Annotated in this window: 16 protein-coding genes and 2 pseudogenes; 11 read left to right on the forward strand and 7 right to left on the reverse strand. The window is 58.2% G+C overall.

Annotation, left to right across the window (positions count from 1 at the left end):
• Positions 1-170 precede the first annotated feature (170 nt).
• On the reverse strand, positions 171-710 hold the full coding sequence (locus ACN0SY_RS16435; protein WP_417689018.1) for a hypothetical protein: 540 nt from the start codon (positions 708-710) through the stop codon (positions 171-173).
• Positions 711-1245: 535 nt separating this feature from the next.
• Here ACN0SY_RS16435 and ACN0SY_RS16440 point away from each other — a divergent pair.
• The 3 genes and pseudogenes from ACN0SY_RS16440 to ACN0SY_RS16450 all read left to right on the forward strand — a co-directional run.
• Entirely contained in the window at positions 1246-1710 is a 465-nt protein-coding gene (locus tag ACN0SY_RS16440; protein WP_417689020.1) for a hypothetical protein, read from the forward strand.
• Between the two features lie 584 nt (positions 1711-2294).
• Positions 2295-2717, forward strand: a complete 423-nt coding sequence (locus tag ACN0SY_RS16445) for a hypothetical protein (protein ID WP_417689022.1) — start codon at positions 2295-2297, stop codon at positions 2715-2717.
• 62 nt (positions 2718-2779) lie between these two features.
• A pseudogene (locus ACN0SY_RS16450) lies at positions 2780-3516 on the forward strand (IS3 family transposase); the annotation flags it as partial.
• 103 nt (positions 3517-3619) lie between these two features.
• Here the strand turns inward: ACN0SY_RS16450 and ACN0SY_RS16455 are convergent.
• The 5 genes from ACN0SY_RS16455 to ACN0SY_RS16475 are packed head-to-tail and all read right to left on the reverse strand — an operon-like array spanning position 3620 to position 8615.
• Complete coding sequence (locus ACN0SY_RS16455) at positions 3620-4060, reverse strand: nuclear transport factor 2 family protein (protein ID WP_417689024.1); 441 nt, start codon at positions 4058-4060, stop codon at positions 3620-3622.
• Complete coding sequence (locus ACN0SY_RS16460) at positions 4060-5757, reverse strand: dihydroxy-acid dehydratase (protein WP_417689026.1); 1698 nt, start codon at positions 5755-5757, stop codon at positions 4060-4062. The genes ACN0SY_RS16455 and ACN0SY_RS16460 overlap by 1 nt, the downstream gene beginning before the upstream one ends.
• Complete coding sequence (locus tag ACN0SY_RS16465) at positions 5754-7046, reverse strand: TRAP transporter large permease (RefSeq protein ID WP_417689028.1); 1293 nt, start codon at positions 7044-7046, stop codon at positions 5754-5756. Before ACN0SY_RS16465 ends, ACN0SY_RS16460 begins: the two co-directional genes overlap by 4 nt.
• The gene (locus tag ACN0SY_RS16470) at positions 7043-7567 is read right to left on the reverse strand and encodes a TRAP transporter small permease (protein ID WP_417689030.1); all 525 of its coding nucleotides are present in this window, start codon (positions 7565-7567) and stop codon (positions 7043-7045) included. The genes ACN0SY_RS16465 and ACN0SY_RS16470 overlap by 4 nt, the downstream gene beginning before the upstream one ends.
• Before the next feature lie 40 nt (positions 7568-7607).
• A complete protein-coding gene (locus ACN0SY_RS16475) occupies positions 7608-8615 on the reverse strand; it encodes a TRAP transporter substrate-binding protein (RefSeq protein WP_417689032.1) in 1008 nt (335 codons plus the stop codon).
• A 121-nt stretch (positions 8616-8736) separates the two neighbouring features.
• Between ACN0SY_RS16475 and ACN0SY_RS16480 the strand changes: the two genes are divergently transcribed.
• The 7 genes from ACN0SY_RS16480 to ACN0SY_RS16510 all read left to right on the forward strand — a co-directional run bounded on the left by ACN0SY_RS16480 (position 8737) and on the right by ACN0SY_RS16510 (position 17162).
• A complete protein-coding gene (locus ACN0SY_RS16480; protein WP_417689034.1) occupies positions 8737-10383 on the forward strand; it encodes an HAL/PAL/TAL family ammonia-lyase in 1647 nt (548 codons plus the stop codon).
• A gap of 53 nt (positions 10384-10436) precedes the next feature.
• Positions 10437-10991, forward strand: coding sequence for a hypothetical protein (locus tag ACN0SY_RS16485; protein ID WP_417689036.1), 555 nt, complete (start codon positions 10437-10439; stop codon positions 10989-10991).
• 536 nt (positions 10992-11527) lie between these two features.
• On the forward strand, positions 11528-12451 hold the full coding sequence (locus ACN0SY_RS16490; RefSeq protein ID WP_417689038.1) for an ArsR/SmtB family transcription factor: 924 nt from the start codon (positions 11528-11530) through the stop codon (positions 12449-12451).
• A 96-nt stretch (positions 12452-12547) separates the two neighbouring features.
• Entirely contained in the window at positions 12548-14056 is a 1509-nt protein-coding gene (locus ACN0SY_RS16495; protein ID WP_417689040.1) for an alpha-N-arabinofuranosidase, read from the forward strand.
• 46 nt (positions 14057-14102) lie between these two features.
• The gene (locus tag ACN0SY_RS16500; RefSeq protein WP_417689042.1) at positions 14103-15377 is read left to right on the forward strand and encodes an extracellular solute-binding protein; all 1275 of its coding nucleotides are present in this window, start codon (positions 14103-14105) and stop codon (positions 15375-15377) included.
• Positions 15378-15438: 61 nt separating this feature from the next.
• Positions 15439-16323, forward strand: coding sequence for a carbohydrate ABC transporter permease (locus ACN0SY_RS16505; protein WP_417689044.1), 885 nt, complete (start codon positions 15439-15441; stop codon positions 16321-16323).
• Positions 16320-17162, forward strand: a complete 843-nt coding sequence (locus ACN0SY_RS16510; protein ID WP_417689046.1) for a carbohydrate ABC transporter permease — start codon at positions 16320-16322, stop codon at positions 17160-17162. Before ACN0SY_RS16505 ends, ACN0SY_RS16510 begins: the two co-directional genes overlap by 4 nt.
• A 75-nt stretch (positions 17163-17237) precedes the next feature.
• Here the strand turns inward: ACN0SY_RS16510 and ACN0SY_RS16515 are convergent, their stop codons facing one another.
• Positions 17238-18317, reverse strand: a complete 1080-nt coding sequence (locus tag ACN0SY_RS16515) for an ABC transporter ATP-binding protein (RefSeq protein WP_417689048.1) — start codon at positions 18315-18317, stop codon at positions 17238-17240.
• A 238-nt stretch (positions 18318-18555) separates the two neighbouring features.
• Here ACN0SY_RS16515 and ACN0SY_RS16520 point away from each other — a divergent pair.
• A pseudogene (locus tag ACN0SY_RS16520) lies at positions 18556-18705 on the forward strand (transposase); the annotation flags it as partial.
• Positions 18706-18914: the final 209 nt, after the last annotated feature.

The following is an 18914-nucleotide window of genomic DNA, read 5'->3' on the forward strand; positions in this document are numbered from 1 at the left end:
CCGTCCTTGATGAAAACCCCCGGGAGCGGTTGCCGCCGCCATGATCGGGGGTTTGTCGTATCAGGCTGATTGTCGGCGGAGCAGCCGTCAAGCCAAACAGCGATAAATGGGAAAAAGGGTAAATAGCCGGGCGACAGAAGTCTGCCCGGCTCAATTGTGTAGACGGGGCTTTACGCCACCCAGGATATGACTTTCCGGGCCCTGTGCAGCGTATAGTATTTCGCTTCCTGTTCCGTCTGGAACTCATCTGCGAAGTCCCGGTTGCCGAAACGGAATGTACCTTCAAAGACTCCGTCCGGAAGTGGGGTGACCGTGCAGACGACAGGCTCTTCCCTTGTCGGTAATTCGAACTCCCACTCGTAGTCCTTGATCACCTTGACCCAACCTTGTTGATCTTTGGTCAGGCGGGCAAGTTCGGCAGACGTCCGCCCCATTTCGACCATCGTGTCTTGGTCGAGCTTTTTGGGCTGTTGTCCAGAATTCTGATCAAGGGGAAGTCCGAGCTTTTTGATTTTTTTCAGTATCCCGGAACGTGCTGCAAGCGCGTACTTGTAAGTTCCTTCTGCGAGTACCTTGTCAGAACGTTCGTCGACAATGGAGTACTCACACTTTCCTTTGATCTTTTCGATCCAAAGAACGGTATTCGCATCTATGCGATGCTCGGCGAAGTGACCATCTTCGGCCCGTAAATCCTGTAGGATATCCACCATACGTGATCTTCCCTGAGTTGGAGTTGGGTAACCGAATGAGCGGCGGTCGCTTGGATCATCCGGCTGTTGTTCAAATTCCAGTCTGCTTCCGCAGACGCTTGAATATCTATTGAGTGTCATTCCTCCTTACGGGCAGATGTTAAGTCTAGATGCGAGAGCTATCTCTCTTTGTTCGCGAAATTGGAATTAAGCGATGAGGAAACATAAGCACAAGCAAGAAGAATGAGCAATACCTTCAGAATTTAATGGAAAGTAATCATGATTTACTGAATCCTTGCGTTTAAAAAATCTTGAAGGATTCGTATGGTTACATGTTTATTACTTAAAGGATTGAATCCTTGCGCGTAGGATTCGTCGCAAGGATTCAGTCCGAGACGCTGAAAATCGTGTCACGGAAGTGTGATCAAATCTCACGGTTCTGTGAGTTCTTTTGGGGCAAAAAGCTCGTCCTAGTCTGGTTCCGAGGTGCGGTTCAGTGTCGAGCCATGGGCGCTTGGATGTTGGTGCCAGCTAATACTAATCGGGAGGATCCACCATGCATCCGAGATTTGGACAAATTATCGAAAGCCTTCATCCCTCCTATGAACGGCTGATGGCCATGGAGCCGGTTTCAGGCAGGGCACCAAGAGATAGAGCCAGTGGCATCTATCTGTTCTCAGAGGGCGACAGGCACCTCTACGTTGGGCGCGCCAAGAACATCACCAAGCGTTACAATTGGCACTGCGCTCCCGCGTCTGACCATAACCGAGCAAGTTTCGCGTTTAAATTGGCTCGTGAAGAAACTGGCAACTTGAAGCCGAGTTATCAGAAAGGCGATAAGAGTCGGGCCGGATTAATGCTCAATCCGGAGTTCGTAGCTGCTTTCATCGAATCTAAAGCTCGCATCCGGCGGATGAGTTTTCGCTATGTCTCCGAGCCTAACCCTACGCGCCAGGCGTTGCTTGAAGCGTATGTCTGCATAGTTCTCCAGACGCCTTACAATGACTTCGATACGCATTGAGAACTTGTCCGTTTTCAACCTCAGCGCAGAATCTCTGTTTCAAGCTTGAAATGAGGATTGCCCAAATCCAAAGCGCACTCGAATGCCCCTGAACCCATTGGCAGCGGGAAACGCCTAGAAGAGGCTCAAGGCTTCTTAATCGCTTTTTCAAGGTGAAATACGGCCCGCTTACTCTTAAGGAGCGCCAACTTCGGATATGTACGGTACCGGTTCTCCCAAAGGGGAAAATGTTGACATCTGGAGTACAAAATCGTACCCAAGTGAGTACCCGTGCGGAAGAATAGTAAGTCTATAAATCAATAACTTATGAGGGAAATGGGTGAGAGTCCCTTCCTCTCCGCCACTACCCAAGCCGTTGATTTGTCGAAGCCGAACTTGCCCATGTACACGGTCAAGTACACATGCGCCCGGCTTCCTATCTCTGGCGACGCGGTACGCGTTGGTATTTCCAAATTCGTCCCCCAAAGCACCTTCACCCCCTGTTAGGGGTGTCCCCGATACGAATACCTCTCAGTGTCAGAACTGCCAGTGATGCCAGGCGTGTAGCCAGCTTTGCAGCAGGAGAGGCCGTAGGGAGGTTCTTCATGGCGTCAAAACTCGCAGCGATACCCGCCAGCAGCTATTGCCCTGAGGGTGAAATCCACGACGCGGAAAATGAACCGCCAGAAACGCTAGGCCTCGAAGAGATACCGCGCCACCGTCAGTTGCGTGACGAGCTCGAGGAAGACCTCAAAATCAAGATCGCCGAGTTTGAAAACCTGTTTTCCGAATTTCGGCAAAACATCCAGATCGTATCTCCCGATGTTGTCGCCAAAATTGATCCGGTCTTCGATCAGCTAGCCCAGGGCGCAGCGGCACAGTACCGCCATATGACGGCGGATTACCTCGATGCAAAGCACGAGGATTTCAAGAACGAGTATTATTGGGAGAGATATGACAGTTGGGTGGGAGAGCATATTGCCGAACTGCGGGATGATGTTGAAGGTCTCGTGGACGAGGCAAGCTGACCTGAGACCCAGAAACTCCTCCAGGTTGGTGTAGAGTCCGTCGCAATCAGGAGACGGACGGAATGAAGCGTTCACGATTCACGGAAGAACAGATCATCGGCATCTTGCGGGAGCAGGAAAGCGGTCAGAAGACTGCCGATGTTTGCAGGCGTCACGGCATCTCGGAAGCTACCTTCTACAAATACAAGGCCAAGTTTGGCGGTATGGACGTTTCAGATGCCCGCAAGCTGAAGGCGCTTGAAGAGGAGAACGCCAAGCTGAAGAAGCTGCTGGCGGAAGCGATGCTCGACAACGCCATGCTGAAGGATGTCGCTTCAAAAAAATGGTAACGCCCGGTGCAAAACGGGAAGCTGCGGCTCACCTGTGCGGAGCGCACGGGGTAAGCCAGCGTCGGGCGTGTGCGGTCTTGGCAATTGACCGGTCAAGTGTTCGGTATCGAAGCCTTCGACCGGATGATGCCGATCTGCGTGAGGCCATGAGACGAGTTGCCGGTGAACGCCGGCGCTTCGGCTACAGGCGCATTCACCTGATGCTGGAGCGTCAGGGCATTACCATGAACCAGAAGAAGCTGCGGCGCCTCTATCGCGAGGAGAAGCTGCAAGTCCGCAAACGTGGGGGCCGGAAGCGGGCTTTGGGCACCAGAAGGCCAATGGTGTTGCCAAGCAGAACAAGTGAGCGGTGGAGCTTGGACTTCGTATCTGATGCCTTCACGGACGGTCGTCGCTTCCGAGTTCTGGCCGTGGTCGATGACTACAGCCGCGAGTGCCTGGCGCTTACTGCTTGCGCACCCATGCGAGGCGGAAAGACGTCGGAGCGCGCTCCGCCTGAATCAACCGGACGCTGTTCGTCGGTGACACCGCGCGCCCGCACGATCAGTTGGCCATTTGGCGCTTCGCTCTCGATTAATCCAGGTTGAACAGAGCCTTGAACCGGTCGAGGTTCTCCGTCGAGGGGCGCATCGGATCGTAGCCGGGTTCGGGATGCGGCTGCACCACGTCCCAGTGTTCGGCCATCTGGCCCTTGTCGTTGAACCGCACGAAATCCGCGAATACATGGGTGCCGCTGATCTTGTGCAGGATCACCATGTCGCCTTGCGAGAAGATCTGGATCGGCCGCCATTCATGGCGCCCCGGACGGCGGTGGCCGACCTCCTCGATGTATTTGCGCACGCCCTCGCGCCCCTGGCCGATGCCGGGCGTGTGCTGGACATAATCCTCCGCGACAAGCTCATCGAGCAGGGACAGGTTGTCGCCATGCATGATTTCGCCCATGAACCGCAAGACAGTCTTTTCGTTGTCGGTCAGGTCGTCCCGCAACCAAGGATCGTACGGATTGGGTTCCATCAGTCTATGTCTCCGCTCGTGTCTACGGCCCCCGAATGAGTAACCGCCCCGCGTTCGGCGCCCTGGACAGAGGCCGCATATTTCTCCAAAAGCCCGCCATGACGTGGCATCCGTTGCTCTCCGCGAGACGCACGCCGCTGCTCCAGCGTCCCTGCATCGACCTCCAACGTGATGCTGGCGACATCCGGGCTTGCGTCTATGCTGATGATATCGCCGTCCTCGACCAGCGAGATCGGTCCTCCCACCGCCGCCTCGGGCGACGCGTAGCCGATGCACATACCCCGGGACGCGCCCGAGAACCGGCCATCGGTCAAGAGCGCCGTCTTCGCGCCCATACCCTGCCCATATAGCAGGGCGGTGATCCCCAGCATTTCCTTCATCCCCGGCGCGCCCTTGGGGCCTTCGCCGCGTACCACCAGGACGTCGCCTTCATCATAGGCGCGGGTCTCGACCGCCTCTTGCGCCGCAGCTTCGCCATCAAAGACCCGGGCACGGCCTCGAAACGCGAGTGAAGGCAGGCCGGCGACCTTCAGAAGTGCACCCTTGGGGCAGAGATTGCCGGTCAGGACCACCACCCCGCCGGTCGGCGCGATCGGGTTCGCAAATGGGCGAACGACATCCCCGTCCGGCGCCAGAGCCCCCGAAACGGCTTCTGACAGTGTTTGGCCGGTTACCGTCAGCGCGGATCCGTCGATATATCCACCCGCGATCAGTTCCTTGATGATGACAGGCGTTCCGCCGATGGCGTGAACATGGGCGGCGAGATACTTGCCGCCGGGGGACAGATTGCCGATCAGCGGAGTGCGCTGGAAGACCCGTGCCGCATCCTCGATCCCGAAATCGATCCCGGCCTCATGGGCGATCGCTGGAATATGCAGGGCAGCGTTGGTCGAACCGCCGGTTGCCGCGACGATGGCGCAAGCGTTCTCGATGGCGGCCCGGGTGACGATATCGCGCGGCAAGGGGCCGTCACCATCGATGGCGGCGACAACGGTACGGGCCGCTGCGGCCATCAGTTGTTCACGGGAGGGATCACCGGCTGGCACCATCGATACCCCGACCGGCGACAGGCCCAATGCCTCGGACACCATTCCCATCGTATTCGCCGTGAACTGGCCCGCGCAGGCGCCGGGGCCGGGAATGGCATGGCGCTGATAGTCTTCCAGCTCGGCCCGGTCGGCTTCGCCCGCGATCATCCTCCCTACCGTTTCGAATGCATCAAGAGCCGAAACCTCGCGTCCCCGCACACGCCCTGGCAGTGTCGCCCCGCCATGCAGGAACACCCCCGGCGCGTTGACCCGGACCAGTCCCATCATCAGCCCCGGCAGGTTCTTGTCGCAGGCGCCGATGGCGATCAATCCGTCCCAGCAATGGGCACGCATCGTCGCCTCGACACTGTCGGCGATCAGCTCGCGCGAAATCAGCGAGAACCTCATGCCCGGATGGGCCATGGTCAGCCCGTCGGAAACCGAAACCACCGGCGTCTCGTGAGGGTATCCGCCCGCCGCCCGAACCCCCGCGGCCGCCTGTGCGGCCTGCTGGGCAAGGTTCATGTTGCACGGGCTCATGCCACCGCCGGTATGCGCCACCGCGACCTGCGGCTTGGCGATGTCCGCGTCGCTCATCCCCATGCCATAGAGGAATGCCTTGGCATTCTCGCGCATCAGCGTCGAATAGATGGTCGGAAACCGCCTCATCTCATCGTCTCGGGCAGCCAGAGCACCAGTGCCGGGAAGAGCACCAGCAGGATCAGCCGCAGGATGTCGGCACCGACGAAAGGCAGCACGCCGCGGAAGATCGTCCCCAGCGAGATATCGCGCGCTATGGAATTGATGACGAAGACATTCATGCCCACGGGGGGCGTGATCAACCCCAATTCCACCGTCATGACGATGATGACCCCGAACCAGATGGGGTCGAAGCCGAGCTGTATGATGATGGGATAGACGATCGGCACCAGGAGGATGATCATCGCCATCGCGTCGAGGATGCAGCCCATGACGACGAAGAACACCAGGATCAGCGCCAGCGTGCCGTAGGCCCCAAGGTCAAGTCCGACGAGCCAGGTGGTGATCTTCTGCGGGCTTTGGGTGATGGCGAGGAAATAACCGAACAGGATCGCGCCGATCAGGATCGTGTAGATCGCAACTGAGGTGCGAAGCGCCTCGACAAGACTGTCGAGCAGCAGCCGTGAATTCAACCGACCCCTGAGGATGCCGATCAGCGCGGTCAGGAATGAGCCGACGGCAGCGGCCTCGGTGGCCGTGGTAAATCCGAAATAAATCGATCCGATGATCAGGATGAACAGCAGCATGACCGCCCAGACGCCCGAGAGCGAGCGGATCGCCTCGCCGAGCCGAAACCTCTCGCCCGCGGGCAGACGCCTGCCATAGGCGATCCGGACGGCGAGCATGTACATGATGATGGCAATGGTTCCGGGCACGATCCCGGCGATGAAAAGCACGCCGACATCCTGCTCGGTGATATAGCCGTAGACCGCGAGGACCACCGAAGGCGGGATCAGAATGCCGAGCGTGCCTCCGGCGGCGATGACACCGGTCGAAACGTCGTCGGGATAGCCGGCCTGTTTCATCTCGGGCAGCGCGATCTTGGTCATCGTCGCAGCTGTGGCGACAGACGAGCCGCAGATCGCGGCAAATCCCGCACAGGCCCCGACGGTCGAGATCGCCATCCCGCCCCGCATGAATCCGAACCAGTACCGCCCAGTGCGGAACAGTTCTCGCGACATGCCGGAATTGGTGGCCAGCACGCCCATCAGCACGAAAAACGGGATCAGCGTCAGGTTGAAATCGGTGATGGTCCGGATCGGTGATTGCGCCAGCAGGTTCAGCGCAGGCTTCCAGCCCGTAACCGCTGCGAACCCGCCAACGCCGACCAACCCCATGGCAATGCCGATGGGTACGCGCAGGATCATCATCGCGAAAAGCGCGGCGAATCCTGAAATTGCGATCAGATCGCCGCTCATAATTCGTCTTTCACGTCTAGGCTTTCATAATGGTCAAGTGTGCCGCGTCCCGACACGATCAGGATCAACCGCGCGAGTATGGCCGGAATGCTTACGGCAACGCCCATCCAGATCAGTCCCATCATCGGCCAGGCCCGCAGGCGCAGGTCCATGGTGGATTCGTTGCTCGCTGCGGCACTCGACACCCGGCCAAACATTTTCCAGGCGAGCAGCAGCGTGAAGATCAGGAGGACCATCCAGGCAAACGCGTCGATCCAGCGTCGAGGCGTTTTGGGCAGTTGTTCGGCCAAAAGGTCGACCTTGATGTGCGAGCCCCGGTAACCGACGCTTGCAAATCCCCACATGATCGCCGCGCCCAGCAGCAGTCGAGACATGTCGAAGGCGTCCGGCAGCGGATAGGCGAAAAGGTAACGCCCTAACGCGGAGGCCACGACAAGGACCGTGACAAGACCCATGATCAGCCCGGCAACGATTTCGATGCCGTGCGCGATCCGTTCGAGAATGCGTTGAAGTTTCATCATTGGCAGTTCGGCGGGCGCTTTTGGCGCCCGCCGGGACGGATCAGAACCGGGCATCGTGACGCTCGAGCGCCGCGACATAACCATCATAGATCTCTTGCGCCCCGTCGCCGACCTCTTCCTTCCACTGGTCGATCAGCGGAGCGGCGGCATCGCGCCACATCTGCACTTCGTCAGCCGTGGGGACGTAGAGCGTGTGCTCGCCACTGTCGATCATCTTCTGGCGACCGGAAGCCTCATTCTCGACCCAGCCTTCGGAGAAACGGCGCGACCATTCCGGCGTGCAGTGATCGTCCAGGATCGCCTTCAGATCGTCCGGCATGCCGTTGTAGGTGTCCTTGTTGATCAGCAGAAGCTGCGCCGAGATGTAGAACGGCATATCCAGGTGATAAGGCGTCTCGCTGTCGATGCCGAAGATGTAGATCGAGTTCCACGGGAAGGTGATCGCATCCGCCGTGCCGTTGGCGATGGCTTCGCGTGCCTCAGGCGCCGGGACCTGAACAGGGCCTCCGCCGAGCGCACTGACGAAGCGGGCCATGGTGGCGTGGGCGGGACGAACGTTCAGACCGTTCACATCGGCCGGCACCTTGATCGGGTTCTTCGAATGGAAGGTTCCGGGATCATGCGGGTTGGCGAGGCAGAACTTGACGTCGGACATCTCCGTCTCGGCAATCGGCGCGTACCATTCATGCAAGGCCTGCGCACCGCCGGTGGAATTGTTGGCGTGGAAGGGGATCTCGATCAGGCTGTATTTCGGAAAACGGCCGGCCTGATATCCGGGATTGGTGTAGGTGATGTCCGCGATGCCGTCGCGCGCCATGTCATAGTGGTCAGGTGCAGCACCCAGCTGCTGGGCCGGAAAAATCGTGACCGCGATACGTCCGTTGGACGCTTCGGTCAGGCTTTTCACCCAGGGTTCGATACCCATTGTCTGGATCGGATGTGTTGGCGGCACCCAATGTGACAGCCTGAGTGTCACTTCCTGAGCTGCTGCCGTACCTGCTGCTACGGCAGCAAGCATTACACCGCTTACCAGTGTTCCGATTCTCATTGTAATTCCTCCCTAGTGGTGCTTCCGAACTCTTGATGGCCAGATTGCGCTCAGACAATGACCCATGCAAGGTAAGACGGCAAGCTCGTTGAAGGAATCGGGCTGCAGGGAGGGTAAGATCATGACCATCACGCTGGACGGAACGAGCCTGTCGCTGTCGGATATCGATGCGGTGGCCAAAGGCCATACGAAGGTTGCCATCACCCAAGACAAGGCTGTTCTGGCGCGCGTCCGGGGGTCGCGGGAGGTGATCGTTGGCGCCCTGGAACGGAACGAGCAGATCTATGGGATCACAACGTTGTTCGGCGGGATGGCGGACGTGCATGTCACCCGCGACCAGTTGATCGACGTGCAAAGGATCGCGCTGTGGCAGCATAAATCTTCAACGGGCCCGCGTCTCCCCAAGGCAGATGTACGCGCTGCCATGCTCTTGCGCGCGAACTCGCTGTTGCGCGGTGCGTCCGGCGTACGGCTGGAGCTCATCGAGCGCCTCGTGGCCTTCCTGAATGCCGATGCCGCGCCCCATGTCTATCAGCGCGGGTCGATCGGTGCATCAGGTGACCTTGTGCCGCTGAGCTATATCGGCGGATCTATTCTCGGTCTTTCGACTGAGTTCCTCGTCGATCTTGGGGACGAGACGCTGGATTGTCACACCGCGCTGGCGCGTCTGGGATATGCGCCCATCGATCCGGAGCCTAAAGAGGGGCTGGCGCTGAACAACGGCACCGGCGCCTGTACCGGTGTCGCTGCCAACGTGATGACCCGGGCGCTCGATGCCGCGACGATGGCCCTGGGCGTGCATGCCCTGTTCGCACAGGCGATCCTCGCCACCGACCAGAGCTTTGATCCCTATATTCATGCCTTGAAGCCCCATCCGGGACAAATCTGGACCGCAGAGCGGATGGTGCAGCTGCTGTCAGGCAGCCAGACCATTCGCTCTGAAGCAGGCGGCGACCGGGCGAAACGCAAGGATGAGCTGATCCAGGACCGCTACGGGATCCGCTGCCTGCCGCAGTTCTTCGGTCCCATCATCGATGGACTGGTCACCGCGGCCCGTCAGATCGAAACCGAGGCCAACACCGCCAATGACAACCCGCTGATCGATCCCGATACGGGCGAAACCTTCCATACCGGAAATTTCCTTGCCCAGTACACCGCCGTCGCCATGGACAGCACCCGGTATCTGATCGGGCTGATGTGCAAGCATATCGACAGCCAGATCGCGCTGATGATCACGCCGGCGTTCTCGAATGGCCTGACACCGGCGCTGGTTGGCAATATGGACACCGGCGTCAATGTCGGCCTGAAATCGCTCCATATCGGCATGAACCAGATGTCGACGCAGATTTCCTACCTGGGGCAGAGCGTTGCGGACAAGTTTCCGACCCATGCCGAAATGTACAACCAGAACATAAACAGCCAGGCGATGAATGCGGCCAATTTTGCACGCGACCAGATGGACGTGACCGAACATTTCCTCGCCGCGGCGCTTCTGACCGGTGTTCAGGCGGTTGAGATACGTGCGCGCATCGAAACAGGCTCGTGCGATGCCCGCGGCATCCTGTCAGCGGCAACCCTGCCTCTGTACGAGGCCGCACGAGCTGCTGCTTCAGGGGCACCGGACAAGGCGGAAACCATCGTCTGGGATGACATGGACGGGTTCCTGCAGCCCAAGGTCGAGGGGTTGCTTGCCGAGATCAACGCGCGTGGTGCGCTCCACACGGCACTGAAGCCGCTGCGTGACGCACTCGATATGTTTCGCACCTGATAATTTTCCAAACTTTGCGATGCGGCGAAATGGTCGGGCAAAAGAATAAGGGAGTGGCGAGGGTCGGACCTTTTGCCCTGATCGCCGGTGATGGAGTTGGAGCACTGGCGACAGCCCTGACGCTGCTCCGGATCGGCATATTGGCCGTCGGCGTCAAAGCGGGACTGTTCTCGGCGGCTGAAGTCGGCGCGGCCCTCATCCGGAAGAGGCTCTTCATTCTGGCCACGCCGACGACAAGCCTTTACTGCTGCCGGACGGACATTTTGATCAAGGAGGGCGCCCTACGGTTCAGAACGGCGACCGACCAGAAAGGGAGCCAGCACGCGATCGGCAATGCGGCCCGGATCTGGACGACGTTCTGGCTAACCGTGAAGGGGATGGGTTTGAAGCATCTTAAAAGTCCGATTTACCGATCTTCGCGCCTGCTCCATGTGACCTTGAAGCCTGGGACACGCACTTGTCCAGGCGACTGGACCTTCAACCCGAATTTCCCGGACTGGCTGATGGGCTGGCCTATCGGGTGGAGCGATCCCGCGCAGCCGGCAACGGAGTTGTCCCGCTGGCTGCGGCACATGCGTGGCAAACTCTCAAGGCTGCTTATTTTGTAGCGTAGTAGACGTATGCTGTCTCGTCCGGCAACAAGTGCATGCTCCATTTGCGACCAAGCCCTTGGCTAATTGCGCAAGGGAATATGTGAAACAAGTTCTTTTTCTTCCGGATCAGAGACTCCTGCAGAGGTGAGCACCGAGATGAACGCATCTCGAATTTCCCAGGGGTGTTGCTGGGGCCTATAATTATCCGATCCAAGAGCTCAGGAGTTTCTATTTCTGTGAGGCCCTCGTCAGAAACATTTTTTAGCGGGATTTCACGAACAGCTTGAGGGGTGTGTCTGGCTCGTCCCCGAGCGACTTCCGGCACTTCGAAGTCCGACTGGAACCGAAATCGCCAATGCATGCCTGCAGCCAAATGGGGACAGGCAATCCGCATTGCGCCAAGTTGGACACGGCGACAGGCCGGAGGTCGCTTGGGCGTCGGTATGATCACGGCGGCACAAATGCTTTGCCGGGTAATCGGCGTCGCAGGGTTTATTCATATCAGAAAAGCTGATATTCATCAATTTTGATCTTCATAATCTGGTTCCCGAATGAGTGCAAAAGTCCTGGTTGTCGACCCAAGCGAACGCCCCGAAGTCATTCGAGGCCTCGCCAGTGACGTCCGCGTTTCGATCCTCAAACTCCTCAGGGGAGGCGACGAGAAGAACGTCAATCAGATCGCCGAGGAATTGGGCCTGCCTCAGTCGACCGTGTCGTCCAATCTTCAGATCCTCGAGGATGCCGGGCTGATCACGACCCACACGACCAAGGCGCGCAAGGGCAGCCAGAAGGTTTGCCGGACCGCATTCACCCAGATTCTGGTCGGCTTCAGAGATGAGATCGCAGACGCCGATGACAACGCCATCGAAGTCGCCATGCCGCTGGGACTATACACTGGGTGCGAAGTCAGCAGCCCTTGCGGCCTTTGTTCGGTCGATGGGGTTATTGGTCTTCTGGATGTGCCCGATACCTTCCTTGAACCCGATCGCATGCGGGCCGGGTTGTTGTGGTTCACCCGCGGTTACGTCGAGTACCAGTTTCCCAACAATACCAAGATCAGCCGGTCCCGTCCGAGTGCCATCGAGTTCTCGATGGAGCTCAGCTCCGAGGTTCCCGGCACTGCCGCAGACTGGCCATCCGACATCTTCCTTGAAGTCAACGGAGTCGATGTCGGTACATGGACGTCGCCGGGTGATTTCGGCGACAAGCGCGGTGTTTACACCCCTGACTGGTGGAAGCTTTCCGGCTCGCAATATGGCAAGCTCAAGAACTGGCGTATCAACGATGAGGGCAGTTTTGTCGATGGTGTGCGCATCTCCGATGTCAAACTTGACGACCTGCTTATCGACGAACACCGGTCGATACGTTTGCGTATCGGGGTCAAGGATGACGCTGCACACCCCGGTGGCATCAACATATTCGGTCGCGGGTTTGGAAATTACGACCAGGACATAATCCTGCGCATCATCTCCTGACATTCGAAAAACGGACTTGACGTTCGGCCGTTCCTTGCGCGACTGTAGCGGAAAATCCGGTTTGAACCGGAATGTCTGTTATTAATGGAGGGCAGGGTGGAAGCTCACGTCGTTGCGCATGTGCGGTTTACGATCGCGGATATCGACAAGCGGATGTACGGCTCGTTTCTTGAGCATCTCGGGCGCGCCATCTACACCGGCATTTACGAGCCCGGCCATCCCACGGCGGATGAGCATGGCATGCGCCGCGATGTCATCGATCTGGTGCGCGAACTCGATACGCCGGTTTGCCGGTATCCGGGTGGCAATTTCGTTTCAGCCTACAATTGGGAGGACGGTATCGGCCCCAAGGAAGATCGTCCTACCCGGCTCGATCTTGCCTGGCATACCTCGGAATCCAATCAGGTCGGCATTCATGAATTCGCCGAATGGGCGAAGTCGGCCAACACTGAAATGATGCTTGCAGTAAATCTCGGGTCCCGCGGTCTGGATGATGCGCGTAATTTCGTCGAGTATGTCAATCATCCGGGCGGGAGCTACTGGTCCGATCTGCGAAAGAAGAACGGGCAGGCGGACCCTTGGGACGTTAGGCTTTGGTGTCTCGGCAACGAGATGGACGGTCCCTGGCAGGTGGGGCACAAGAGTGCCGCCGAATATGGTCACCTCGCCAATGAAACCGCAAAGGCGATCCGCGCATTTGATGACAAGCTTGAGCTGATCGTCTGCGGTTCCTCGCACTCCAACATGCCGACCTATCCGCAATGGGAGGCGACGGTCCTGGAGCAGACCTATGAGCAGGTGAACTACATCTCCCTGCACATGTATTTCGAGAACTACGAGAAAAACACGCGAGAATACCTTGCCCTGCCGGAAAAGCTCGATCGCTACATCGGTACGGTCAGCGGGGTTATCGACTATGTAAAGGCAAAGAAACGCGCCAAGAACGACGTCAGGATTTCCTTCGACGAATGGAATGTCTGGTACCACGAGCGCAAGCAGGATTCCGTGCGCATGAAGGAATGGGGCTGGCCTCACGCCCCGCTGCTTCTCGAGGACATCTACAATTTCGAGGATGTGCTGCAGGTTGGATGTATCCTGAACACCTTCATTCGCAGGTCCGACGTTGTGCGCATCGCCTGTATCGCTCAGCTCGTCAACGTTATTGCCCCGATCATGACCGAGCCCGGCGGCGCTGCCTGGAAGCAAACGATCTACTACCCGTTCCAGTTCGCTTCTCTCTACGGCCGTGGCACCGCGCTCCAGCTCGACGTCGACTGTCCCTCTTACGATGCGGACATTGCCGCGGGCGTCAGCTATCTCGATATCGCCGGGGTTCATGACAGCGAAAACGGCACGCTCACGTTCTTCGCGGTCAACCGCAACGGAGATGAGCCGATGGAGATCTCGTTCTCGCTTGAAGGCTTCGGCGAAGCGAAATCCGTTCGGCACACACTGATCAAGCACGACGACCTGGAAGCCAAGAACACAAGGGAAAACCCCAATAACGTCGCTCCGCAGGAGGGCGCCGGGGCTTCGGTTGAAGCGGGGAGGCTGAAGATAACGGTCCCGGCGTATTCCTACTCGATGATCAGAATTCAGCTTTAGGTGAGCGCGGCAGGAGCTGCGCGAACAGGAAGGGGAGGAAGTTTAAATGTTCACGTTGAAAGGATTGGCGGCAGGCGCCTGTGTCGCCGCAGCAATGGCCGTGTCTGGGGCACAGGCTGCGGAAACCATCGTGTGGTGGGATTTCCTGGGCGGTGGTGACGGTGCCCGGATGAAGCAGATGATCGATGATTTCAACAAGGCCCACGAGGGCGAAATCACGATTGATGCGACGACCCTGGAATGGGGCGTTCCGTTCTACTCCAAAGTGCAGACATCGGTCGCAGTCGGCGAAGCTCCGGATATCATGACCTATCACGCAAGCCGTATACCGCTGGCCGTGGATCAGGGTGTCCTCACCGAGATTACCGCGGACGACTGGAGCAAGATGGGGCTAGGCAAGGGCGACTATGCCGATTCCACCTGGGACGCGGTGACTGTCGACGGCAAGCAGTATGCCGTACCGCTCGATACCCATCCCATCGTGCTCTACTACAACAAGGACCTTCTGTCGGCCGCGGGTATGCTGACAGAAGACGGGCGGCCCAAGGGCATGGACTCGCGTGAGGGGTTCACCGCGACGCTTCAGGCTCTCAAGGAAAACGGTGTCGCGTTTCCGCTGGCCAGCGTGACTGCAGACGGCAACTTCATGTTCCGCACCATCTACTCTCTCATGGGGCAGCAGGATGGTGAACTGATGAGCGACGGCGAATTCCTTGCCGGCGACAATGCCGAAAAGCTTCAGAATTCGCTCGCGGTTCTCGCCGAATGGACAAAGGAAGGGCTGCAGTCAACCTATACCGACTATCCGGCGACCGTTGCTCTGTTCACTTCCGGCGAAGCGGCCATGATGATCAACGGCGTGTGGGAAGTGCCCACCATGACCGACGCACACAAGAACGGCACCTTGTTCGAGTGGGGCGCTGTCGAATTGCCCGTAATTTTCGATCATCCTTCCACTTATGCCGACAGTCATTCCTTCGCCATACCGGCCAACAAGGGCGTGGAAATGAGCGAAGCCAAGCGTGATGCGGTCCTAAAGGCCATTGGCTGGATATCCAGGAACTCGCTCTTCTGGGCGACCGCAGGTCATATCCCGGCTTACGGCCCCGTCACTGCGAGTGCCGAATACAAGGCCATGGAGCCGAACGCGACATACTCGTCGCTGACGGACAACATGATCTTCGATCCGAAATCGGCGCTTGCCGGGATCGCGGGACCAATCTTCGATGTCATGTCGACCTATTTCGTTCCAACGTTGAACGGCGAAATGGATCCGGCAGAAGCCGTGGAAGAAATCAAGATCGAGCTTAACGACCTTTGATCCGGATGGGGCCGCCTTCATGGGGTGGCCCCGAACCGGGACTGCATTTGAAGGGCACGTGATGCTCAAGAACAAGAACAACGAGGCGTTGGTGGCGCTGGTGCTGATCGCGCCTTTCCTGGCGATCTACGGTCTCGTCTTTGCCTATCCGACGATCAAGATGTTCATGCTCAGCTTCACCGATGCGCCTCTGATCGGCGCGGGGGAGTGGGTTGGTTCGGAAAACTATGAACGCCTGCCGAGAGACCGGCGCTTTCACACGGCCGCCTGGAACACATTCTACTTCATCGTTCTGACCGTCATCCCGGGGACTCTGATCGCCATGGCGATTGCGCTCGGGGTCAGCCGTCTCAAGGGCTGGCTGCAATCCGTGATGCTGGCCATGTTCTTCCTGCCATACATTCTGCCGGTCTCGGTGGTTTATCTGATCTGGGACTGGACGCTGAATTTTCAGTTCGGCATAGCGATGCATGTTCTGGACTGGATAGGGCTCGAGCGAGTGCCGGTGACAAAGTCTACCGAGTGGTTCATGCCCGCGGTCGCGGTGGTGACCATCTGGTGGACGGCCGGGTTCTCGATCCTGCTGTTTCTCGCCGGCATCCGCGCCATTCCGCAGGAGATCTACGAGGCGGCCTCGCTTGATAATGCCAGCAGGTATTCGACTTTCCGGCGTATCACCTGGCCCCTGTTATGGCCGGTCACCGCGCTGGTCTTCACCATTCAGCTCATTTCGCAAATGAAGATCTTCGATCAGGTTTACCTGTTCTCCCAGGGAGGGCGCCCGAACGACAACCTGGTTATGGTCTATTATGTCTTCCAGCGCGCCTTCCAGTCCAATCAGGGCGGCCGCGCGGCTGCGGTGGCCGTGGTTCTCTTCGTCATCGTCATCATCGTATCGGTGATGAACTTCCAGCTCACGCGGCTGTCGGGAGCACGGGGCAAATGACACCCGAGACAGTCCAACGGCTCAATATCGCCGGCTTGGTCATCACCCTTCTTACGGTGATCGGCGCCGTCATCTGGGCGTTTCCGCTTTATTGGGGGGTCGTGTCTTCTCTGAAGCCGGAGGACGAAGTCGTCCGGCCCTACATCGAACTCTGGCCGGAGACGCTGACGTTCGCACACTACGCTCACGCGCTGACCAAGACACAGATTGGGGTCTGGTATCTCAACTCTGTGGCGACGGCAGTCGGCGTCACGGTCCTGACTGTCAGCTCGTCGCTGCTGTGCGGGTATGCAATCTCCCAGCTGGATTTTCCGCTGCGCAAGCCCTTGTGGTGGCTCATTCTCGCCAGCTTCATGGTGCCCACTCAGACATTGATCATCAATCACTTCGAGCTCATCGCCGGAATGAAGCTTCTGAACACATGGTCCGGTATCATCCTGCCGCAGCTGATCCACCCGGTGATCATCATCGTCTACAAGCAATTCTTCGACAATGTGCCCAAGGATTTCCGCGAGGCGGCAGTAATGGATAACGCGTCGGAATGGCGTATCCTGACAAGGGTCTATGCGCCCATGAACTGGGGTGTGACGACCGCACTCTCGATCGTCGTCTTCATCTGGTCGTGGAACGCTTTTCTGTGGCCATTCCTTGCGGTGACCAAGACCGAGATGATGACGATCACGGTGGGCATTACCCAGGTCAATGACGCCTTTGGCGTCTACTATGCACGCGAACTCGCCGCCGCCGTCCTTGCCGGCCTGCCGGTGGCTTTGGCGTACCTTGTCTTCCAGCGCAAGGTCACACAGGCGATCACCTTGTCTGCCGGTATCAAGGGCTGAAAATCTAGTCTCGGGGCAGATCCGGATCTGTGCAAAAGGGAGCCCGTGTGTCAAACACGGTGTCCCGCGCTGCCATCAGTCCGCGTGGTAAGCTTGACCGAAGTGGTCGAACAGATGAACTGCGGAGGCATCGAATTCCAGGCTGACCTTGTCGCCCGGGGTGATACCCGAACGACCGCTGTCCTGCGCAATCAGTTCAGTGCCGTCCTCAAGTGTACAATATACCAGTGTTCGCTCTCCTAGCCGCTCGACAACACCTGCCTTGGCATGGGAAGTGGAGGGGCTGTCTGGCGTGCCAAGAACCCGGACACCTTCCGGTCGTATGCCGAGTTCGTAAGTTCCCGGACCGGGAACTTTGAAGTCGAGGGGAAGTGCTGCACCGTCGCCAAGGCGTGCAAGCGGCTGGCTGGCGACATCAATGTTGGCCGTCATGAAGTTCATGCCGGGACTGCCGACGAAACCGGCGACAAAGCGCGAACTGGGGCGAAGATACACCTCCATAGGTGTGCCGATCTGCTCGATCTTCCGATTGTTGAGGACAACGATCCGATCGGCAAGTGTCATCGCCTCAGTCTGGTCGTGCGTAACATAGATCATCGTAGCCTGAAGCCGCTGGTGAAGCTCTGCCAGTTCGACACGCGTGCGTACGCGCAATGCGGCGTCGAGGTTGGAGAGCGGTTCGTCAAACAGAAAAGCCTTCGGTTCCTTGACGATGGCACGTCCGATCGCGACACGCTGGCGCTGCCCGCCGGAGAGTTGTGAGGGGCGCCGGTCCAGCAGGTTGTCCATCTCGAGTATTTTCGCCGCTTCCTGAACGCGTTCTTCGATTTTATCTGAGCTCATGCCGATGTTCTGAAGGCCGAAGGCCATATTCTGGCGAACCGTCATGTGCGGATAGAGCGCGTAGTTCTGGAATACCATGGCAACACCGCGCTTGCCGGGAGGCAGGTGTTCGCTGGCCTTGCCGTCGATCAGGAGAGACCCCGCGTCGATGGTTTCCAGGCCTGCGATCATGCGCAGCAACGTGGACTTTCCCGAGCCTGAGGGTCCGAGGAAGACAACGAGTTCACCGGACCGTATGCTCAGAGAAAGATCATCTATGATCTTCAAGGCGCCAAAACTCTTGGACACATTGGCTAGCTCGATTCCCGCCATTCTTCCTCCTCCCAAAGGCTTTTGTTCATAATCTCGGGTATAAACCCAAAGTCAAGATATATAAGCGGAATCTTGCGTCTTGAACGTGGCCTTTGTTCTCGTGAGGCGCGGATCCTTGATTAGCACGAACGCCAGATATGGAATGGGGGCAGTTTTGACGCCACGGCAGGAAATCGCTATGAAACGCCCCTAGATTTGTAGACGCCTTCTTCCCTTAATTTGAGGCAAGGAGGTCTTCATGGGCACGAACAATTGCACTGAAGATTTCAAACGTGGCGCGGTGTGTCAGATCACGGAGCGAGGCTATCCGGTTGCGGAAGTGTCGCAGCGCCTGGGTGTGAGCGCCCATTCTCTCTATGCGTGGCGGAAGAAGTACGCGTCCGAGGCCTCCAAAGGCGGTGATGGCGTTGGATGGCTGGTGAGGGCCCCAACGCGGTGCGCGAGTGGTATGGTCCGGGCGTCAACGACCTTCACGCGGTCGGCATCATGGAAAACGATGATGGACTTTGGCTGTTGTGCAGAAGCTGTCCGACGCCGATGAAAGCGTTCCAGGGCCGACTTGAAACTGATAGGTACGGTGGCCGGATTTCTGCGGGG

This window comes from Roseibium sp., from assembly GCF_048261595.1.
In the GTDB taxonomy this organism is placed as follows: domain Bacteria; phylum Pseudomonadota; class Alphaproteobacteria; order Rhizobiales; family Stappiaceae; genus Roseibium.

Excerpts from the sequence above, each read along its gene's own strand:
- ACN0SY_RS16435 (WP_417689018.1), bottom strand. The coding sequence starts at position 710 with ATGGTGGATATCCTACAGGATTTACGGGCCGAAGATGGTCACTTCGCC.
- ACN0SY_RS16440 (WP_417689020.1), top strand. The coding sequence starts at position 1,246 with ATGCATCCGAGATTTGGACAAATTATCGAAAGCCTTCATCCCTCCTAT.
- ACN0SY_RS16445 (WP_417689022.1), top strand. The coding sequence starts at position 2,295 with ATGGCGTCAAAACTCGCAGCGATACCCGCCAGCAGCTATTGCCCTGAG.
- ACN0SY_RS16455 (WP_417689024.1), bottom strand. The coding sequence starts at position 4,060 with ATGGAACCCAATCCGTACGATCCTTGGTTGCGGGACGACCTGACCGAC.
- ACN0SY_RS16460 (WP_417689026.1), bottom strand. The coding sequence starts at position 5,757 with ATGAGGCGGTTTCCGACCATCTATTCGACGCTGATGCGCGAGAATGCC.
- ACN0SY_RS16465 (WP_417689028.1), bottom strand. The coding sequence starts at position 7,046 with ATGAGCGGCGATCTGATCGCAATTTCAGGATTCGCCGCGCTTTTCGCG.
- ACN0SY_RS16470 (WP_417689030.1), bottom strand. The coding sequence starts at position 7,567 with ATGATGAAACTTCAACGCATTCTCGAACGGATCGCGCACGGCATCGAA.
- ACN0SY_RS16475 (WP_417689032.1), bottom strand. The coding sequence starts at position 8,615 with ATGAGAATCGGAACACTGGTAAGCGGTGTAATGCTTGCTGCCGTAGCA.
- ACN0SY_RS16480 (WP_417689034.1), top strand. The coding sequence starts at position 8,737 with ATGACCATCACGCTGGACGGAACGAGCCTGTCGCTGTCGGATATCGAT.
- ACN0SY_RS16490 (WP_417689038.1), top strand. The coding sequence starts at position 11,528 with ATGAGTGCAAAAGTCCTGGTTGTCGACCCAAGCGAACGCCCCGAAGTC.
- ACN0SY_RS16500 (WP_417689042.1), top strand. The coding sequence starts at position 14,103 with ATGTTCACGTTGAAAGGATTGGCGGCAGGCGCCTGTGTCGCCGCAGCA.
- ACN0SY_RS16505 (WP_417689044.1), top strand. The coding sequence starts at position 15,439 with ATGCTCAAGAACAAGAACAACGAGGCGTTGGTGGCGCTGGTGCTGATC.
- ACN0SY_RS16510 (WP_417689046.1), top strand. The coding sequence starts at position 16,320 with ATGACACCCGAGACAGTCCAACGGCTCAATATCGCCGGCTTGGTCATC.
- ACN0SY_RS16515 (WP_417689048.1), bottom strand. The coding sequence starts at position 18,317 with ATGGCGGGAATCGAGCTAGCCAATGTGTCCAAGAGTTTTGGCGCCTTG.